The organism is Salipiger marinus (assembly GCF_035481585.1).
In the GTDB taxonomy this organism is placed as follows: Bacteria; Pseudomonadota; Alphaproteobacteria; order Rhodobacterales; family Rhodobacteraceae; genus Salipiger; species Salipiger marinus.
In genome coordinates this window covers 195,847-210,352 of the sequence record NZ_JAYKSL010000009.1, presented here as the reverse complement: position 1 = coordinate 210,352, position 14,506 = coordinate 195,847, and the positions used below count along the sequence as shown (strand labels likewise).

The following is a 14,506-nucleotide window of genomic DNA, read 5'->3' as shown; positions in this document are numbered from 1 at the left end:
GGATGTCCTGCCCCCCGCCGCCCAGAACATCGCCGGTCACAAAGGCAAGCCGTGCCACCGCCAGCGGATGTGTGGCGGCCAGCACCTCCAGAAACCCTGCCCCGCCCATGTCGGGCATCCACAGATCGGCAAGGATCACGTCGAACTCGCGCGCGGCCAGAGCGGCAAGCGCGCCGCTGGCGCTGGTGCGCATCTCGGCGCGGTGCCCCAGCACCCGCAGCAGATCCGCCAGCGCCTCGGCCACCTCGGCCTCGTCATCGACGATCAGCACCCGCCGCGCATCGGCACCGGGCGGGGTCGCATCCGCGGCGGCAGGCTGCGAGCTATCGGCCTCGATCCACGGCAGGGTGATCCGGAACCGCGCCCCGCCCGGCCCCGGCACCACCTCCAGCGTGCCGCCATGGCCTTCGATCATCGCGCGGGAAAAGGACAGGCCCATGCCGGTGCCCTTGCCCTGCTCTTTCGTGGTGAAGAACGGCTCGAAGATGCGGCCCCGCAGCGCCTCGGTCACGCCCGGTCCGCTATCGGCCACCTCCAGCCAGAGGCTTGCGCCCTGCGCGCCCAGACCCGTCGACAGGGTCAGGACACGTTCGGCCCCCGGCGGCAGCGGCTCCATGGCCTGAAGGGCGTTCAGCACCAGATTCATCACCACCTGATGCACCTGATCGGGATCGCCGGTGGTGGGCGGCAGGTCGGCGGCAAACTGGCGCCGCAGCTCGATCCCGGTGGCGCGCAGCTGATAGGCCAGAATGTCGATCACCTGTTCCACGATCACATGCAGGCGGATGGTCTCGCGCAGCGGCGGGCGCTGCCGGGCCAGCGACAGGAAGGTCTGCACGATGCGCACGCAGCGGTCCGCCGCGCGCCCGATGCGGCTGGCGCGGGCGGCAAGCGCGGTGCCTTCGGTTTCCATGCGCAGCATCTCGGCCTGCGCCTTGACCACGGCCAGCGGGTTGTTCAGCTCATGCGCGACCCCGGCCAGCAGCTTGCCAAGCGCGGACAGCTTTTCGCTTTGCAGCAGGGCCCACTGGCTGCGCTGCACCTCTGCTGCCGCCAGCTTCAGCTGGGTGATGTCGATGTCGAACCCGCCGATCCGCCATTCGCGCGCCGCCTCCGACCACATCGGGAAGCGCAGCACCAGCGTCCAGCTATAGGCATCGCGCCCGTCCAGATATTCCTCCAGCGCCAGCGGCCTGCCGGTCTCCAGCACCTTGGCGTCATTCTCGCGCACCATCGCCGATTCCTCGGGGCTCAGCAGCTCGTCAGCGCTGCGGCCAAGGATGGATTCAAGCGGCTGGCCGAACACCCGGGTAAACTCCGGATTGGCCATGATGTAGCGCCCCGCGCCGTCCTTCAGATACATCCCGATGGGCGCGTGATCCATGAAGGCGCGCAGCCGCGCCTCGCTGTCGTCCCGCGCGGCCTCGGCAGCGCGTTCGCGGGTCAGATCGCGCAGCGAGGCGGCGAAATGGCGGGCACCGCCGGTCAGGACTTCGCTGATCGACAGCTCCACCGGAAACAGCTCGCCGCTGGCGCGCATCGCCTCGATCTCGACCCGGCGGTTCAGCACATGCGGCACGCCGGTGGCCATGTAGCGGGTCATGCCGTTCTGATGAGCGGCGCGCAGATGCGGCGGCACGATCAGATCGGCGATGGAGCGGCCGATGGCAGCGTCGCGCGGATGGCCAAAGATGGATTCTGCCGCCGGGTTGAACTCCACCACCCGCCCCGCCTCGTCGACGACGATGATGGCGTTGAGCGAACTGCGCACGATGGCGGCAAGGAGTGTGTCCGGATGATCCGCCAACCGAAGCTCCCGCGCCATTGCGACAATCGCGACACTTCCCCGCCCCGCCCGCGCACAGGCCGCGACGGGATCCGCGCAGATTACCCGGCATCACACGCGGGTCAAGATGTCCCGCCTGACAGGAGACAGCCCATGGCCCGCACCAGCCCCCGCCCCGACCTTGCCGATGACTGGCCCGCCCCGGCCTGCTGGCGTCTGGATCCCCTGCCGGAGGCGGCCCTGCCCCGGAGCGTGCCGCACCGGTCCGGATGGCTGACAAGGCTGGTGGCGGCGCTGCTGGCCGCCGATGCCCGCCACCGCGCGGCGCAGGCCATGGACCGCCTGAGCGACCCGCAGCGGTATGACATCGGCCTGCCGCCGCGCGGCGCGGCTGCCCCGCGCGGGGGCGCGCAGCTGTGGTAAGCGGTGCTCAGGCCGGGCGCGGCCTGCCCGGGGTCAGGCGGCGTTCCAGCTGCACCAGCGCGTCATAGATCAGCACCGCGAACAGGCCCACGATCAGCCCGCCCTGCAGCACGAAGGCGGTGTTGCTGGTCAGAAGCCCCGCGATGATGACCTCGCCCAGCGTGCGCGCGGCCACGGTGGAGCCGATGGTGGCGGTGCCAAGCCCAATCACCGCCGAAAGCCGGATCCCCGCCAGCATCACCGGCGCGGCCAGCGGCAGTTCCACCTGCCAGAGTTGCTGCCAGCGGTTGAGCCCCATGCCCCGCGCCGCCTCCATCGTGCGGGGCGGCAGGGTCGACAGCGCCGTCATGGCGTTTTCAAAGATCGGCAGCAGCCCGTATAGGAACAGCGCCACCAGCGTGGGCCCGGTGCCGAAGCCCAGCACCGGCACCGCCAGCGCCAGCACCGCCACCGGCGGAAAGGTCTGGCCCACATTGGTCAGCGTGCGCGACAGCGGGCGAAAGGCGGCCCCTGCGGGCCGCGTCACCAGAATGGCCAGCAGCACCGCCACCACGGTGGAGGCCAGCGTGGCCACCGCCACCAGCCCCAGATGCCCCAGAGACAGCGACAAGAGCGAGGCGCGGGTGTAGATCACCGGCCCGCCCTCTGGCGCGAAGGGCGCAAAGACCGGGGCAAATCCCTGCGGCCAGAGCACCAGCGCCAGCAGCAGCAGCGCAAGACCCGCGCGCAGGAGGGTGCCGTAACTTACGGGCATCGCGCCGCCTCGCGCCGCAGCGCCGCCAACGTGACCCGGCCCATTGGCGCGCCGTCCCGCGTGACCGGCACCGCGTCGCGCCCGCTGCGCAGGCAGGCCGACAGCGCGTCACGCAGGCTTGCCGCATCGGAGAGCGGCGCGCCCTCCGCCTCGCCGGGTTCCACCAGATCGCGCACCGGGATCAGCGACAGAAAGCGCAGCGGACGCTCCGCCTCGCCCACCATCTCGGCCACGAAGGGCGTGGCGGGGCGCGCCACGATGTCCTGCGGCGGCGCGTATTGCACCAGCCTGCCGCCATCCATCACCCCCACCCGGTCGCCAAGGCTCATGGCCTCGTCCATGTCATGGGTCACGATCATGATGGTGGATCCCAGCTTCTGCTGGATGGCACGCAGATCCTGCTGCGCACGGGCGCGGATGATCGGATCAAGCGCGCCGAAGGGTTCATCCATCAGCAGCAGATCCGGGCGCGAGGCCAGCGCCCGCGCCACCCCCACCCGCTGCTGCTGCCCGCCCGACAGATCCTGCGGGTAGCGGTCGCGGAACTCCGCAGGGTCCAGCCCGAAGAGCCCCAGCAGTTCGTCCACCCGCGCCGCGATCTTGTCGCGCGGCCAGCCCAGCAGACGCGGCACGGCGGCGATGTTGCGCGCCACGGTGTGATGCGGGAAGAGCCCGTGCCCCTGAATGGCATAGCCGATGCGGCGGCGCAGCAGATGCGGGGGAGTGTCGCGCGTGGGTTCGCCATTGATGCGCACCTCGCCCGAGCTTGGCTCCACCAGACGGTTGATCATGCGCAACAGCGTGGTCTTGCCCGAACCCGAGGTGCCGACGATGGCGGTGATGGTGCCGGTGCCCACCGTCATGGACACGGCATCGACCACGGTGGTGTCGCCATAGACCTTGGTGATGCGGTCGATCTCGATCATCTTGCCTCTCCGGGGCTGTGGCGGGTCAGATCCACCAGGATGTCCATCAGGATGGCCGCCACCAGCGCCAGCGCCACGGTGGGCAGCGCCCCCAGCAGGATCAGGTCGGTCGCGGTCTGGTTCAGCCCCTGAAACACGAAGGTGCCAAAGCCGCCGCCGCCGATCAGCCCGGCAATCACCGCCAGCCCGATATTCTGCACCAGCACGATGCGCAGCCCGGCAAGGATCACCGGCAGCGCCAGCGGCAGTTCCACGCTGCGCAGCCGCTGCGCGGGCGTCATGCCCATGCCGCGCGCCGCCTCCACCGCCGCGCGCGGCGCCGCATCGAGCCCCGCCACGGTGTTCGCCACCACCGGCAGCAGAGAATACAGCAGCAGCGCCAGAAAGGCCGGGGCAAAGCCGATGCCCGCGATGCCAAGCTCGCGCGCGCCAGGAACGCTTGCCGCGACCCAGGACAGCAGCGGGATCATGATGCCGAACATGGCCAGCGAGGGGATGGTCTGCAGAAAGCTCAGCACCGGGATGGCCACCGCCCGCAGCGCCGCGCGGCGCTGGCACAGGATGCCCAGCGGAAAGCCGATCAGCCCTGCGGCCAGCAGCGACCCAAGCGCCAGCGCCACATGCCGCGCCGCCGCGCGCTGGAACCCTTCGATCCGGGCGCGGTATTCCTGAAACACCGACAGATCCGCCAGCAGGCCGGAGGCAAACAGCGCCGCCAGCAGCGCCAGCGCCCCCGCCAACAGCCCCAGCCGCAGCCAAGGCCCCGGGCGCAGCACCGACAGCGCATCGGCCATCAGCATCATGAACACCAGAAGCAGGCACCACGCGCCCGCAGCGGGCGAGACGCGGGCAAACTCCCCCGCTTCGGCCAGCAGGCGGGGCGCTGCATGGCCCAGAAGCCCCAGCAGCGCGCCAAGCCCCAGAAGGCTGCCCAAGAGCCGCGCCCATGGCCAGCCGCCGCGCAGGCCAAGCCCCAGCGCCAAGGCCATGGCGGCCAGCGCCGCCGCCGTGGTCCATGGTCCGGCCACCTGCCACAGCGCCAGCCCCTGCCCCGCCACGATGCGGTTGGCGCTGAGCGTGGCGAAGGGCAGCGCCATGGCGCCAAGCCCCAGCACCGCAAACAGCAGCCCCGGCGGCGACAGACCGCTGCGCAGGCTCATGCCGTCAGTCCAGCACGCCGGTATCGGTCAGATACTGCCGCGCCACCGCCTCGGCGGGCTCGCCGCCCACCTGAATGCGCCCGTTGAGCTGCTGCAGCGTCGCCATGTCCAGCCCTTCGAAGATCGGGCCCAGCACCTCGGGGATGGCGGGATATTCCTCCAGCACGGCGGCGCGCAGGATCGGCGCGGGCTCGTAAACCGGCTGCACGCCCTTGTCATCCTCCATCACCACCAGCCCGGTGGCCCCCACGCCGCCATCGGTGCCATAGACCATGGCCGCGTTCACGCCCGAAGTGCCGCGCGCCGCCGCCTGAATGGTGGCTGCCGTGTCGCCGCCCGACAGGATCACGGTCTGGTCTTCGGAGAGATCAAAGCCATAAGTCTCCTCCATCGCGGGCAGCACCGCCGGAGACGAGACAAATTCGGTGGAGGCGGCAAGCTTCACCTCGCCGCCCTCCGCGACCCATGCGCCGAACTCGGACATGGTGGAGAGGCTGTTTTCCTCGGCCAGAGGGCCGGTCACGGCGATGGCCCATGTGTTGTTGGCGGGCGCGGGGGTCAGCCAGACCACCTCGTTGGCTTCGGCATCCAGTTCCTTGGCGCGCTCATAGGCGGCATCGGGATCCTTCCAGACGTCGCTGTCGGCCTCGCTGAAGAAGAACGCGGCATTGCCGGTATATTCGGGATAGATGTCGATCTGCCCCGCCAGCAGCGCCTCGCGCACCACCTGCGTGCCACCCAGCTGCAGGCGGCGTTCCACCGGCAGGCCCGCATCCTCCAGCGCCAGCGCGATGATGTTGCCCAGCAGACCACCTTCGGTGTCGATCTTGGACGACACGGTGATGTCGGCCAGCGCCGCCTGCGTCATGCCTACGGTGATCCCGGCAGAAACCCCGAGGGCGGTAAAAACTGTCTTGATGCTCATGGCTCAGGGCCTCCTCGCAGAACTTTGATCGGGGAAGGTAGCGGCGCAGCCCCGCTCGGCAATGGCGCGGCGGCAACTGGTGCCGTGATCGGGGGGCGCTTCGGACACAGCTGCGACAATCTTCTGCGGCGGCGCATTGAAACCTCCCGTCCGCAGCGCCACTTAGCCCCGGGGCGCGCGGCCAGAGCCGCAGGCCGAAATCATCGACCGCCGCAGAGCCGCGGCACGGGGAGCTTGGAATGCTGGATATTTGGCTGCCGCTGGTCGGCGGGCTGGTGCTGCTGATCGCCGGGGGCGATCTGCTGGTGCGCGGGGCGGTGCAGGTCGCCGAACGGCTGGGCGTGTCGCCGCTGGTGATCGGCCTGACGCTGGTGGGCTTCGGCACCTCGATGCCCGAGCTTGTCACCTCGGTGCAGGCGGCGCTCGGCGGATCGCCGGGCATCGCCTATGGCAATATCGTCGGGTCGAACCTTGCCAATATCCTGCTGATCGTCGGCATCTCCGCGATCCTGTTTCCCATCGCCGTCGCCTCCTCGGCGCTCCGGCGCGATGCCATGGTGATGCTGGGCGTGGCCGTAGTCTTTGCCGGACTGGCCTTCGTGATGCCGATGACCCGGGTTGTGGGCGCGGTCTTCGTGCTGGCGCTGGTGGGCTATATCGTGATGGCCTTCCGGCAGGAAAGTGCCAGCACCGCCCATGGCGCGGTGCATGAGAAGGCAGCAGCGTTCGAAGGCGTGGACCCGGCGGTGATCCCGGGCACGCCGCGCCGCAGCGGGCTGGTGCTGCCGCTGCTGCTGTCGGTGGGCGGTCTGGTGATGGTCATTCTGGGCGGCACGTTTCTGGTCAAGGGCGCCGTGACGCTGGCGCAGTCCTTCGGCATCCCCGAAACGGTGATCGGCCTGACCATCGTGGCGATCGGCACCTCCATGCCGGAGCTTGTGACATCGGTCATGGCGGCGATCCGGCGGCAGAGCGACGTGGCCTTCGGCAATATCGTCGGCTCCAACATCTACAACATCCTCGGCATCGGCGGCACCACCGCACTGATCGCCCCCACCCCCGTCCCGCCCGAGATCGTGCGCTTCGACAACCTGCTGATGGTGGGCGTGTCGCTGCTGCTGGTGCTCTTCGCGGCCACCGGCCTGCGCATCGCCCGCTGGGAAGGGGCCGTGCTGCTGGCGGGATACTGCGCCTATGTCTGGACCATCTGGCCCTAACCTGCCTGCCCCCGGGAGAGGCGCCAAAGCCCGGCGCCCCTCCCGCCCTGCCTTTCGCCCGCCGCCGCAGGCAGAAGCGCTTGCACGCCCGCGGACGATCAGCTAAACGCGCCCTACCACATCGGACGGCGAGTTGGCGGAGTGGTGACGCAGCGGATTGCAAATCCGTGTACAGGAGTTCGATTCTCCTACTCGCCTCCATATGTTTCAGGGCATTCCTTGGTTTCGGCCTGACCCTCCCCCTCTTTGTTGTCGATGTCTCCGGAAGCCCTCGGGCTTCGTCCGGAGCGTTGCGCCGCCTGCAGGCCCGCTGTGGCCCCTGCCCCGCGGCACCGTCGCAAATGCGGTCCAGAATCCCGTCGCGCCAGAACGCTTTGTTAATGCACCGCGCGTATCACTCTGAGGCAACCGGGCGGCCCGAGGTTGCGCCGGGCCCCCGCAGAGTGACGCTAAAAAGGTGCCCCACCCGCGATGACCGATCTTCAACTTCATGTTCTCGAACCCGCGCGCAACCGGAACGGCGAGGATGCGCTTGTGCCTTTCCTGCTCGGCGCCCGCCACATGCCGATCCGCATTTCAGCACGGGAAGTTGCCCGGCTCGATTCCCACCGCCTGCAGCTGCTGCTTGTGGCCCAGAAGCAATGGGCGCTGGAGCAGGTTCCCTTCCAGCTCATCGAGACGAGCGCAACCTTCCGCGCCGGGCTCGAAAGGCTCGGCGTTGCCCCCGACCATTTCGACAAGGACGCGATGCAATGACGACGAAAGTGCTCGCCATCGACGATTCCCGGACGATCCGGAACCTGCTTCGGGTTTCGCTGGAAGGTGCCGGTTTCGAATATCATTCGGCCTGTGATGGGGTCGAAGGCGTGGAGCAGTTTTCCGAGGTGGAGCCCGATGTGGTCATCACGGACATCAACATGCCCAATATGGACGGGTTCGGGGTGATCGAGACCCTGCGCAGCGGCCCGAATCGCACGACGGTGCCGATCATCGTGCTGACCACGGAAAGCGGCGCCGATCTCAAGGCCCGCGCCAGAGCGGCCGGAGCCACCGGCTGGATCGTGAAACCCTTCGACGACGCTTCGCTGGTTTCCGTGCTGCGCCGCCTGACCGGCCATATGGTGTAGCCATGTCAAGGAACGCGATCCGGGACACCTTCTTCGAGGAATGCGAAGAACTTCTAGAAGCGCTGGTCGAAGGCCTCTCGGCGATGGAGGAAGACGCCGGGAACATGGACGTGGTCAACGCGGTGTTCCGGGCTGTCCACTCGATCAAGGGAGGGGCTGGCGCCTTCGCGCTTGGCCGTCTGGTCAGCTTTGCCCATACCTTCGAAACCGTGATGGACAAGGTGCGGTCACAGGAGCTGATGGTGGACGAGGCGCTGATGCGGCTGTTTCACCGCTCCGGCGACCAGCTTGCCGATCTGGTGGAAGCGGCGCGCGACGAACGAGACCCGAATGCCGAAGCCGAGGCGACGATCCTGCGCGAACTCGAGGCCTATCTGGGCGAGGAAGAGCAGGGCGGCGACGAGGATTTCAGCTTTGATGCGCTGTCTTTGGATTTCGGCACGTCCGCGGAAAGCGAGCAGAGCCCGGAATACCCGGAAACACCGCCCAGCGCGCTGCGCCAGTTCGACATCCGGTTCAAACCCAGCCGCGCTCTTTACGCCAATGGGCACGAGCCGCTGCTGCTTTTCGATGCGCTGGCGGAGCTTGGCACGCTGACGGTGCAGGCGGATCTGTCTTTTCTGCCCGATTTCGATGCGTTCGATCCCAATGACGCGGTGCTGGCCTGGCAGCTGCAGCTGGAAACGGCCGAGCCCGAAACCGTTCTGCACGAGATATTCGAGTTCGTGGAATCGCTTTGCGAGCTCGATATGTCCGTGACCGAAGAGTCCGACACGCCGGATTTCGACATGGAAACGGTGACGGAAACTACCGTGATGAAGCCGCCGCCCGCCACGCTCGTCAAATCCGCGAAGGTCGCCTCGGTAATGCCGGGTGCCGGATCAGACGGCCCGCCCAGTCCGCGCAGCACCGCCGCCTCCAAGGAAGAGCCGCGCGGGCCCCGCCCCACCCTGCGCGTCGATCTGGAACGCGTGGACAGGCTCATCAACACGGTGGGCGAGCTGATCATCAACCAGGCCATGATCTCGCAACGGATCGAGGAACTGGAACTGCCCGCGGTCGCCCATCTGACCAACGAGCTTGAGGCCTACAAGCTGCTCGCGCGCGACATTCAGGAAGGCGTGATGGCCATCCGCGCCCAGCCGGTCAAGCCGCTGTTCCAGCGCATGTCGCGGATCGTCCGTGAGGCGTCGGAGGCCACCGGCAAAAAAGCCCGGCTTGTCACCGTCGGCGATTCCACCGAGGTGGACAAGACCGTCATCGAACGTCTGGCCGATCCGCTGACCCATATGGTGCGAAACGCGGTGGATCACGGGCTTGAAAAGCCCGAAAAGCGGATCGAAGCGGGCAAGGATACCATCGGCACGATCCGGCTCTCCGCCTCTCACCGGTCCGGAAGCGTCTTCATCGAGATTGCCGATGACGGTGCCGGACTGAACCGCGCGCGCATCCTCGAAAAGGCCATCGAAAAGGGTCTGGTGGTGCCAGAGGCCGAACTGTCCGAGGCAGAGATCGACAACCTGCTGTTCCTGCCGGGCTTTTCGACGGCGAGCGAGGTGTCGAACCTCTCGGGCCGGGGCGTCGGGATGGATGTCGTCAAAAATGCCGTGGCCGCGCTGGGCGGCAGGGTGTCCATCACCTCCAGTCCCGGGGCGGGCACGACCTTCACCATTGTCCTGCCGCTGACTCTTGCGGTGATGGATGGGTTCGTCATCTCGGTCGCCGATCAGACCATGGTCATTCCGATTGCGTCGATCATCGAAACCATCCGCCCCAACCGCCGGGACCTGCATTCCATCGGCACAAAGGGCTTCGTGATCTCTGTGCGCGGCGCCTATGTTCCAATCGTCGACGTGGCCCGGAACCTGGGCTTGGCTCCCGGCGCCCAGGATCCGGGCAATGGCGTGCTGCTTCTGGTCAGCACGGAATCGCAAGGTCTCACCGCGCTCCGGGTGGAAGCGATCCATGATCAGCGCCAGGTCGTGATCAAGAGCCTGGAAAGCAATTACGGCGCCATTCCCGGCGTCTCAGCCGCCACCATTCTCGGCGACGGCAAGATCGCCCTCATCCTTGATCCCGAAGAACTCGTGAAACTCCAGCCCGCCGCCCCCTATTTCGCTGCGGTCACCTCCCCCAGAATGGAACTTCGCCATGCTTGATGTCCTCGAAGGCCCGACGGAAACACAGTTCGAATTCATCACCTTCTCAGCAGGCAATCAAAGCTTCTGCCTCGAGATCACCCAGATCCGCGAGATCCGCCGCTGGACCCCAGTGACGAAGCTTCCCCACACGCCCGAAGACGTGCTGGGGGTGATGAACCTGCGCGGCGCCGTCATCCCGATCTTTGATCTTTCGGCCCGCTTTGGCCTTGGCAAGACGGTGGACAACGAGCGCAACGTGGTCATCGTCGCCGCCGCGGGTGGCACCACCGTCGGGCTTCTGGTCGAGTCGGTCTCGGAGATTCTGTCGGTCAACAAATCCTCCATTCAGGAGACACCCGACATCAAATCGGAAGCCGCCCGCCAGGCCATCCTTGGCGTCATTTCGGTTGGAGAGTCGATGGTGCGGGTCGTCAATCTGGATGCCGTGCTGGACACTGACGGGGGCATGGTCGCATGACACTGTCGCCGCTCGAGGCGGGCCCGCGCGAATTCACCTTCACCGATGATGACTTCCGCAATCTCGCCAAGCTCGCCCGCGCGGAATTCGGTCTGAGCCTTGCGGACAGCAAGAAGCCCTTGGTGTATTCGCGTCTGGCCCGGCGTCTGCGTGCGCGCAATGTCGCCTCGTTTCGCGATTACATGACCCTGCTGGCCGCGGAGGCCGAGGGCGAAGAACGGCTTGAACTCGTCTCTGCCCTAACCACGAATGTCACCAGTTTCTTTCGGGAAAAGCACCACTTCGACTCGCTCCAGTCGGAGCTTCTGCCACAATTCTCTCAGCAGAGACGCGTGCGCATCTGGTCGGCCGGCTGCTCCTCCGGACAGGAAGCGTTTTCCACCGCCATGACTCTGCTCGCGGCATTCCCGGATGCAGCCCGCCGGGACATGCGCATCCTCGCCACGGATATCGACCCGGCCATTGTACGCAAGGCGCGGGCGGCCCGCTATCCTCTGGAAGAACGGGCGGCGATTCCGGCGGCCCTGCAGTCCCGTTGGACGGTAACACGGGAGACCGATGCCGGGTTTTTCGAAATGGCGCCGGACGTCAAGGCGCTGGTGACCTTCGGCGAACTGAACCTCGTTGAACCCTGGCCTTTCAGGGGGCCCTTCGACGCAATCTTCTGCCGGAATGTCGCGATCTATTTCGACCAAGAGACCCAACAGACCCTCTGGGCCAATCTTGCCAGGATGCTCCGGGAGGGCGGCCTGCTGTTTATCGGCCATTCCGAACGTGTCTCCGGCCCCGCCACATCGGACCTCGCGACTGCGGGCGTGACAACCTACCGAAAGCGACCGGGCCGCGACAGGCCGGCCACGAACTAGGAGACAATTATGAGCCTGAAAGATTCCCTCCGCATCATGGTGGTCGACGACATGGCAACCAGCCGTGGCCTCATCACACAGGCGCTCGACGAGATCGGTATCTCGAACTACGTCACCGAAAACGACGGAGCCAAGGCGCTCGCCCGCCTCTCCGCCAACCCCGTGCATCTCGTTCTGTCCGACTTCAACATGCCCAACATGGACGGGCTGGGCCTGCTCAAGGCGGTACGCCAGAACAAGGCGACCCAACGGATGGGCTTTATCCTCGTCACCGGCAAGCCGACCCCAGAAATGGTGGCAGAGGCGAAGCAGCTTGGCCTGAACAACATGATCAAGAAGCCGTTTACCTCGCTGTCGCTCAAAGCCTGCATCGAAAGCGTGGTGGGAAAGCTTTAGGCCATGTCCATGCGCATCCTGACTCCCGGCGAAGCGACCTGGCTCCTGTCGCGAGAGATCCGCCATTTGCAGAACCGGCTGGAGCGGCTCGAGCATGGCATGGAGCATATCTATGCCAGAGAAGATGCGACTTTGGGCGCCGTCGCGATCACCGCGTTTCAGGAACTGGACATGCTGGCGCAATCGACCGATGCCCTGGCCGCCTATGTGGAACGGCTGGCCCGCAAACTCGATGATCCCACCGGGCTGGACCTCGCCGAGGCGCTCGCCGCCATCCCTCTGCGCGAACTGGCGCTGCGGCTGAGCGGTCAGGATTCAGATCAACTCGTCGCCAATGCCCCTGAACTGTTCTGACAGCCTCGGAACCTTCTCCAGCGGGTCCACACGCCGCAGCGCCAAGAGCAGACCATCGCGAAAAGCAAGACAGATCGGCACGTGCAGCAGCGCGGGCGGAAACCACCAGAAAGGAGCTGGACGATGTCGCGCATCACTCTAGTCATAGCACATCCGGACAGGGCATTCCGGCACCGTCTCGCTTCTGAAATCGCACCGTCGAGCTTTGTCGAGGTGATGGCAGAAACCACGGATCTCATGACCACCTACACGGTCGTGGAAGAGCGTGAGCCCATGGCGGTGCTGATTGCCGAGCGTCTGGCGCTGATGCCGGAATTCGAGGTGATGCGGGCGCTTTTTTCGGCGCTGGACGTGCGCTGGCTGGTCATCAAGACCCGCAGCGAGGCGGAAGCCGCAAGAGAAGCTTCGCCTTGGAACCGAAAATCCGATCTGTTTGCGATCGATCCGGACACCCCGGCGCAGATCCTCGTGGATATGCTGCGAAGTGTGACCCGCACCACGCGCCGGAATGCGCAGACCATCAGAAGCCAGCCCGTGGCCCCCAGAAGCCCTGCAGGGGCACCTCGCTCCGACCGGTTCATCCTGCTAGGTGCCTCGACCGGTGGCGTTGATGCCCTTCTGACGGTCCTGTCACATTTCCCCTCGGATTGCCCCCCCACGTTCATTGTGCAGCATACCGGAGGGGGATTTGGCGACAGCCTGACGCGCCTGCTCGACCGTCAATGCGCGGCCACGGTGCGCGCTGCGCGCGATGGCGACACGGTGCGGCCTGGCGAAGTGGTGATAGCGGCAGGCAGCCGCGCCCATCTGATGCTGGGCGGCGGCCATCCCATGCGCATCGTGCTGCGCAGCGGCGAACCGGTCTCGGGTCATATGCCCTCGGTGGATGTTCTGTTTTCTTCGGCGGTCCCTGGGGCCGGACGCGCGGTGGCGGCATTGCTTACCGGAATGGGCCGGGACGGTGCACAGGGGCTCAAGGAACTGCGCGACGCTGGGGCCACTACCTTTGCGCAGGATGAAGCCACATCCATTGTCTATGGCATGCCCCGTGCGGCGGTTCAGCTGGGGGCAGCGCAAAGCTGTCTGCCCCTTGCCGAGATCGGACCAGCGGTGCTGCGCGCCTGCGAGGCGCCAAAATCCTCCCCCAGTGCAAGGATCATCGCAAAATGATCGAGTCCGGCGAAAAGCTCGTGAACGTGATCCAGGGAGAATACAAAATCTCCCGAAACCCGGGGGAGGTTCTGTCGACGGTGCTGGGATCCTGCGCAGCCGTATGCCTGTGCGATCCGGAAGCGCGGGTCGGCGGCATGAACCATTTCCTGTTGCCGCAGAGATCCGGGAAAGAGGGGGAAAACGTGCGTTATGGCGCGTATTCCATGGAACTGCTCATCAACGGCATGCTGAAACATGGCGCGCGCAAGAACCGCCTCATCGCGAAGCTGTTTGGCGGTGCCAACATGATCAGCCAGCTGCGGGATATTGGCAGTGACAACGTGGCGTTTGCGAAGGAGTTTCTTCAGAACGAGTCGATTCCGCTCGCCTCGGCCAGCACGGGAGGAAGCTCCGCCCGCCGCATCCGGTTCTGGCCCACCGATGGGCGCGTGCGCCAGTTCATCGTCCCCGGCGAACTCGAACGGGTCGCGCCGATTGCCCCACCCAAACCAGCGGAGACCGAAATCATCCTGTTCTGACCTCAGATCACTTCCCCCGGCCTGCCATAAGGCGGCGTGTGCCCTGCAAAGCTCTTCGCCGGCATGAGGGGCAACAAGACTGCCGCCGACGTTCACGCCTTTCACCGGTCGCCCATCATGGGCTGCCCTTTCGCGACACCAGACAAGCGGCTTCACCATCGGAACAGCCGCAGGTTTCGCTCATGTGTTGATCTGGCACGTCCTCTGGTTAGGCTCGGTACAAGCTGCGACGCTGAACGCCACAGCAGACCGAGCCTGCACA

The 14,506-nt window shown here is 66.4% G+C and carries 16 protein-coding genes and 1 tRNA gene; 12 read left to right on the top strand and 5 right to left on the bottom strand.

All coding sequences use genetic code 11. From position 1 onward, the window contains the following. Positions 1–1,807: PAS domain-containing sensor histidine kinase (locus VK682_RS14065; protein ID WP_324782076.1), on the bottom strand; the 1,807-nt coding region annotated here is incomplete at its 3' end. A 132-nt stretch (positions 1,808–1,939) separates the two neighbouring features. Between VK682_RS14065 and VK682_RS14060 the strand changes: the two genes are divergently transcribed. Then, positions 1,940–2,209, top strand: coding sequence for a hypothetical protein (locus VK682_RS14060; RefSeq protein WP_324782075.1), 270 nt, complete (start codon positions 1,940–1,942; stop codon positions 2,207–2,209). A 7-nt stretch (positions 2,210–2,216) separates the two neighbouring features. On the opposite strand, the gene VK682_RS14055 is transcribed toward VK682_RS14060, so the two are convergent. The 4 genes from VK682_RS14055 to osmF are packed head-to-tail and all read right to left on the bottom strand — an operon-like array spanning position 2,217 to position 5,917. Then, positions 2,217–2,963, bottom strand: a complete 747-nt coding sequence (locus VK682_RS14055) for an ABC transporter permease (RefSeq protein WP_230794208.1) — start codon at positions 2,961–2,963, stop codon at positions 2,217–2,219. Next, on the bottom strand, positions 2,954–3,889 hold the full coding sequence (locus VK682_RS14050) for an ABC transporter ATP-binding protein (RefSeq protein ID WP_324782074.1): 936 nt from the start codon (positions 3,887–3,889) through the stop codon (positions 2,954–2,956). Before VK682_RS14050 ends, VK682_RS14055 begins: the two co-directional genes overlap by 10 nt. Then, complete coding sequence (locus tag VK682_RS14045; RefSeq protein WP_324782073.1) at positions 3,886–5,049, bottom strand: ABC transporter permease; 1,164 nt, start codon at positions 5,047–5,049, stop codon at positions 3,886–3,888. The genes VK682_RS14050 and VK682_RS14045 overlap by 4 nt, the downstream gene beginning before the upstream one ends. A gap of 4 nt (positions 5,050–5,053) precedes the next feature. Next, positions 5,054–5,917, bottom strand: a complete 864-nt coding sequence (osmF, locus tag VK682_RS14040) for a glycine betaine ABC transporter substrate-binding protein OsmF (protein WP_230794599.1) — start codon at positions 5,915–5,917, stop codon at positions 5,054–5,056. Positions 5,918–6,213: 296 nt separating this feature from the next. Here osmF and VK682_RS14035 point away from each other — a divergent pair, with 296 nt between their 5' ends. The 11 genes from VK682_RS14035 (at position 6,214) to VK682_RS13985 (ending at position 14,244) form a co-directional block, all read left to right on the top strand. Next, the gene (locus VK682_RS14035) at positions 6,214–7,191 is read left to right on the top strand and encodes a calcium/sodium antiporter (protein WP_230794205.1); all 978 of its coding nucleotides are present in this window, start codon (positions 6,214–6,216) and stop codon (positions 7,189–7,191) included. Between the two features lie 127 nt (positions 7,192–7,318). Then, positions 7,319–7,392, top strand: a tRNA-Cys gene (locus tag VK682_RS14030). A gap of 270 nt (positions 7,393–7,662) precedes the next feature. Next, positions 7,663–7,947, top strand: a complete 285-nt coding sequence (locus VK682_RS14025; RefSeq protein ID WP_324782072.1) for a hypothetical protein — start codon at positions 7,663–7,665, stop codon at positions 7,945–7,947. After that, entirely contained in the window at positions 7,944–8,318 is a 375-nt protein-coding gene (locus tag VK682_RS14020) for a response regulator (protein WP_089846944.1), read from the top strand. Before VK682_RS14025 ends, VK682_RS14020 begins: the two co-directional genes overlap by 4 nt. Positions 8,319–8,320: 2 nt before the next feature. Further along, complete coding sequence (locus VK682_RS14015; RefSeq protein ID WP_230795144.1) at positions 8,321–10,477, top strand: chemotaxis protein CheA; 2,157 nt, start codon at positions 8,321–8,323, stop codon at positions 10,475–10,477. Further along, on the top strand, positions 10,470–10,937 hold the full coding sequence (locus VK682_RS14010) for a chemotaxis protein CheW (RefSeq protein ID WP_089846940.1): 468 nt from the start codon (positions 10,470–10,472) through the stop codon (positions 10,935–10,937). The genes VK682_RS14015 and VK682_RS14010 overlap by 8 nt, the downstream gene beginning before the upstream one ends. Further along, entirely contained in the window at positions 10,934–11,803 is an 870-nt protein-coding gene (locus VK682_RS14005) for a CheR family methyltransferase (protein ID WP_324782071.1), read from the top strand. Before VK682_RS14010 ends, VK682_RS14005 begins: the two co-directional genes overlap by 4 nt. A 9-nt stretch (positions 11,804–11,812) precedes the next feature. Then, complete coding sequence (locus VK682_RS14000; RefSeq protein WP_089846935.1) at positions 11,813–12,199, top strand: response regulator; 387 nt, start codon at positions 11,813–11,815, stop codon at positions 12,197–12,199. A 3-nt stretch (positions 12,200–12,202) separates the two neighbouring features. Further along, complete coding sequence (locus VK682_RS13995) at positions 12,203–12,553, top strand: DUF8776 family protein (RefSeq protein ID WP_089846933.1); 351 nt, start codon at positions 12,203–12,205, stop codon at positions 12,551–12,553. A 123-nt stretch (positions 12,554–12,676) separates the two neighbouring features. Then, a complete protein-coding gene (locus tag VK682_RS13990; RefSeq protein ID WP_324782070.1) occupies positions 12,677–13,723 on the top strand; it encodes a CheB methylesterase domain-containing protein in 1,047 nt (348 codons plus the stop codon). Further along, positions 13,720–14,244: a chemotaxis protein CheD gene (locus VK682_RS13985; protein WP_089846930.1), complete on the top strand. Its 525-nt coding sequence runs from the start codon at positions 13,720–13,722 to the stop codon at positions 14,242–14,244. Before VK682_RS13990 ends, VK682_RS13985 begins: the two co-directional genes overlap by 4 nt. Positions 14,245–14,506 lie beyond the last annotated feature (262 nt).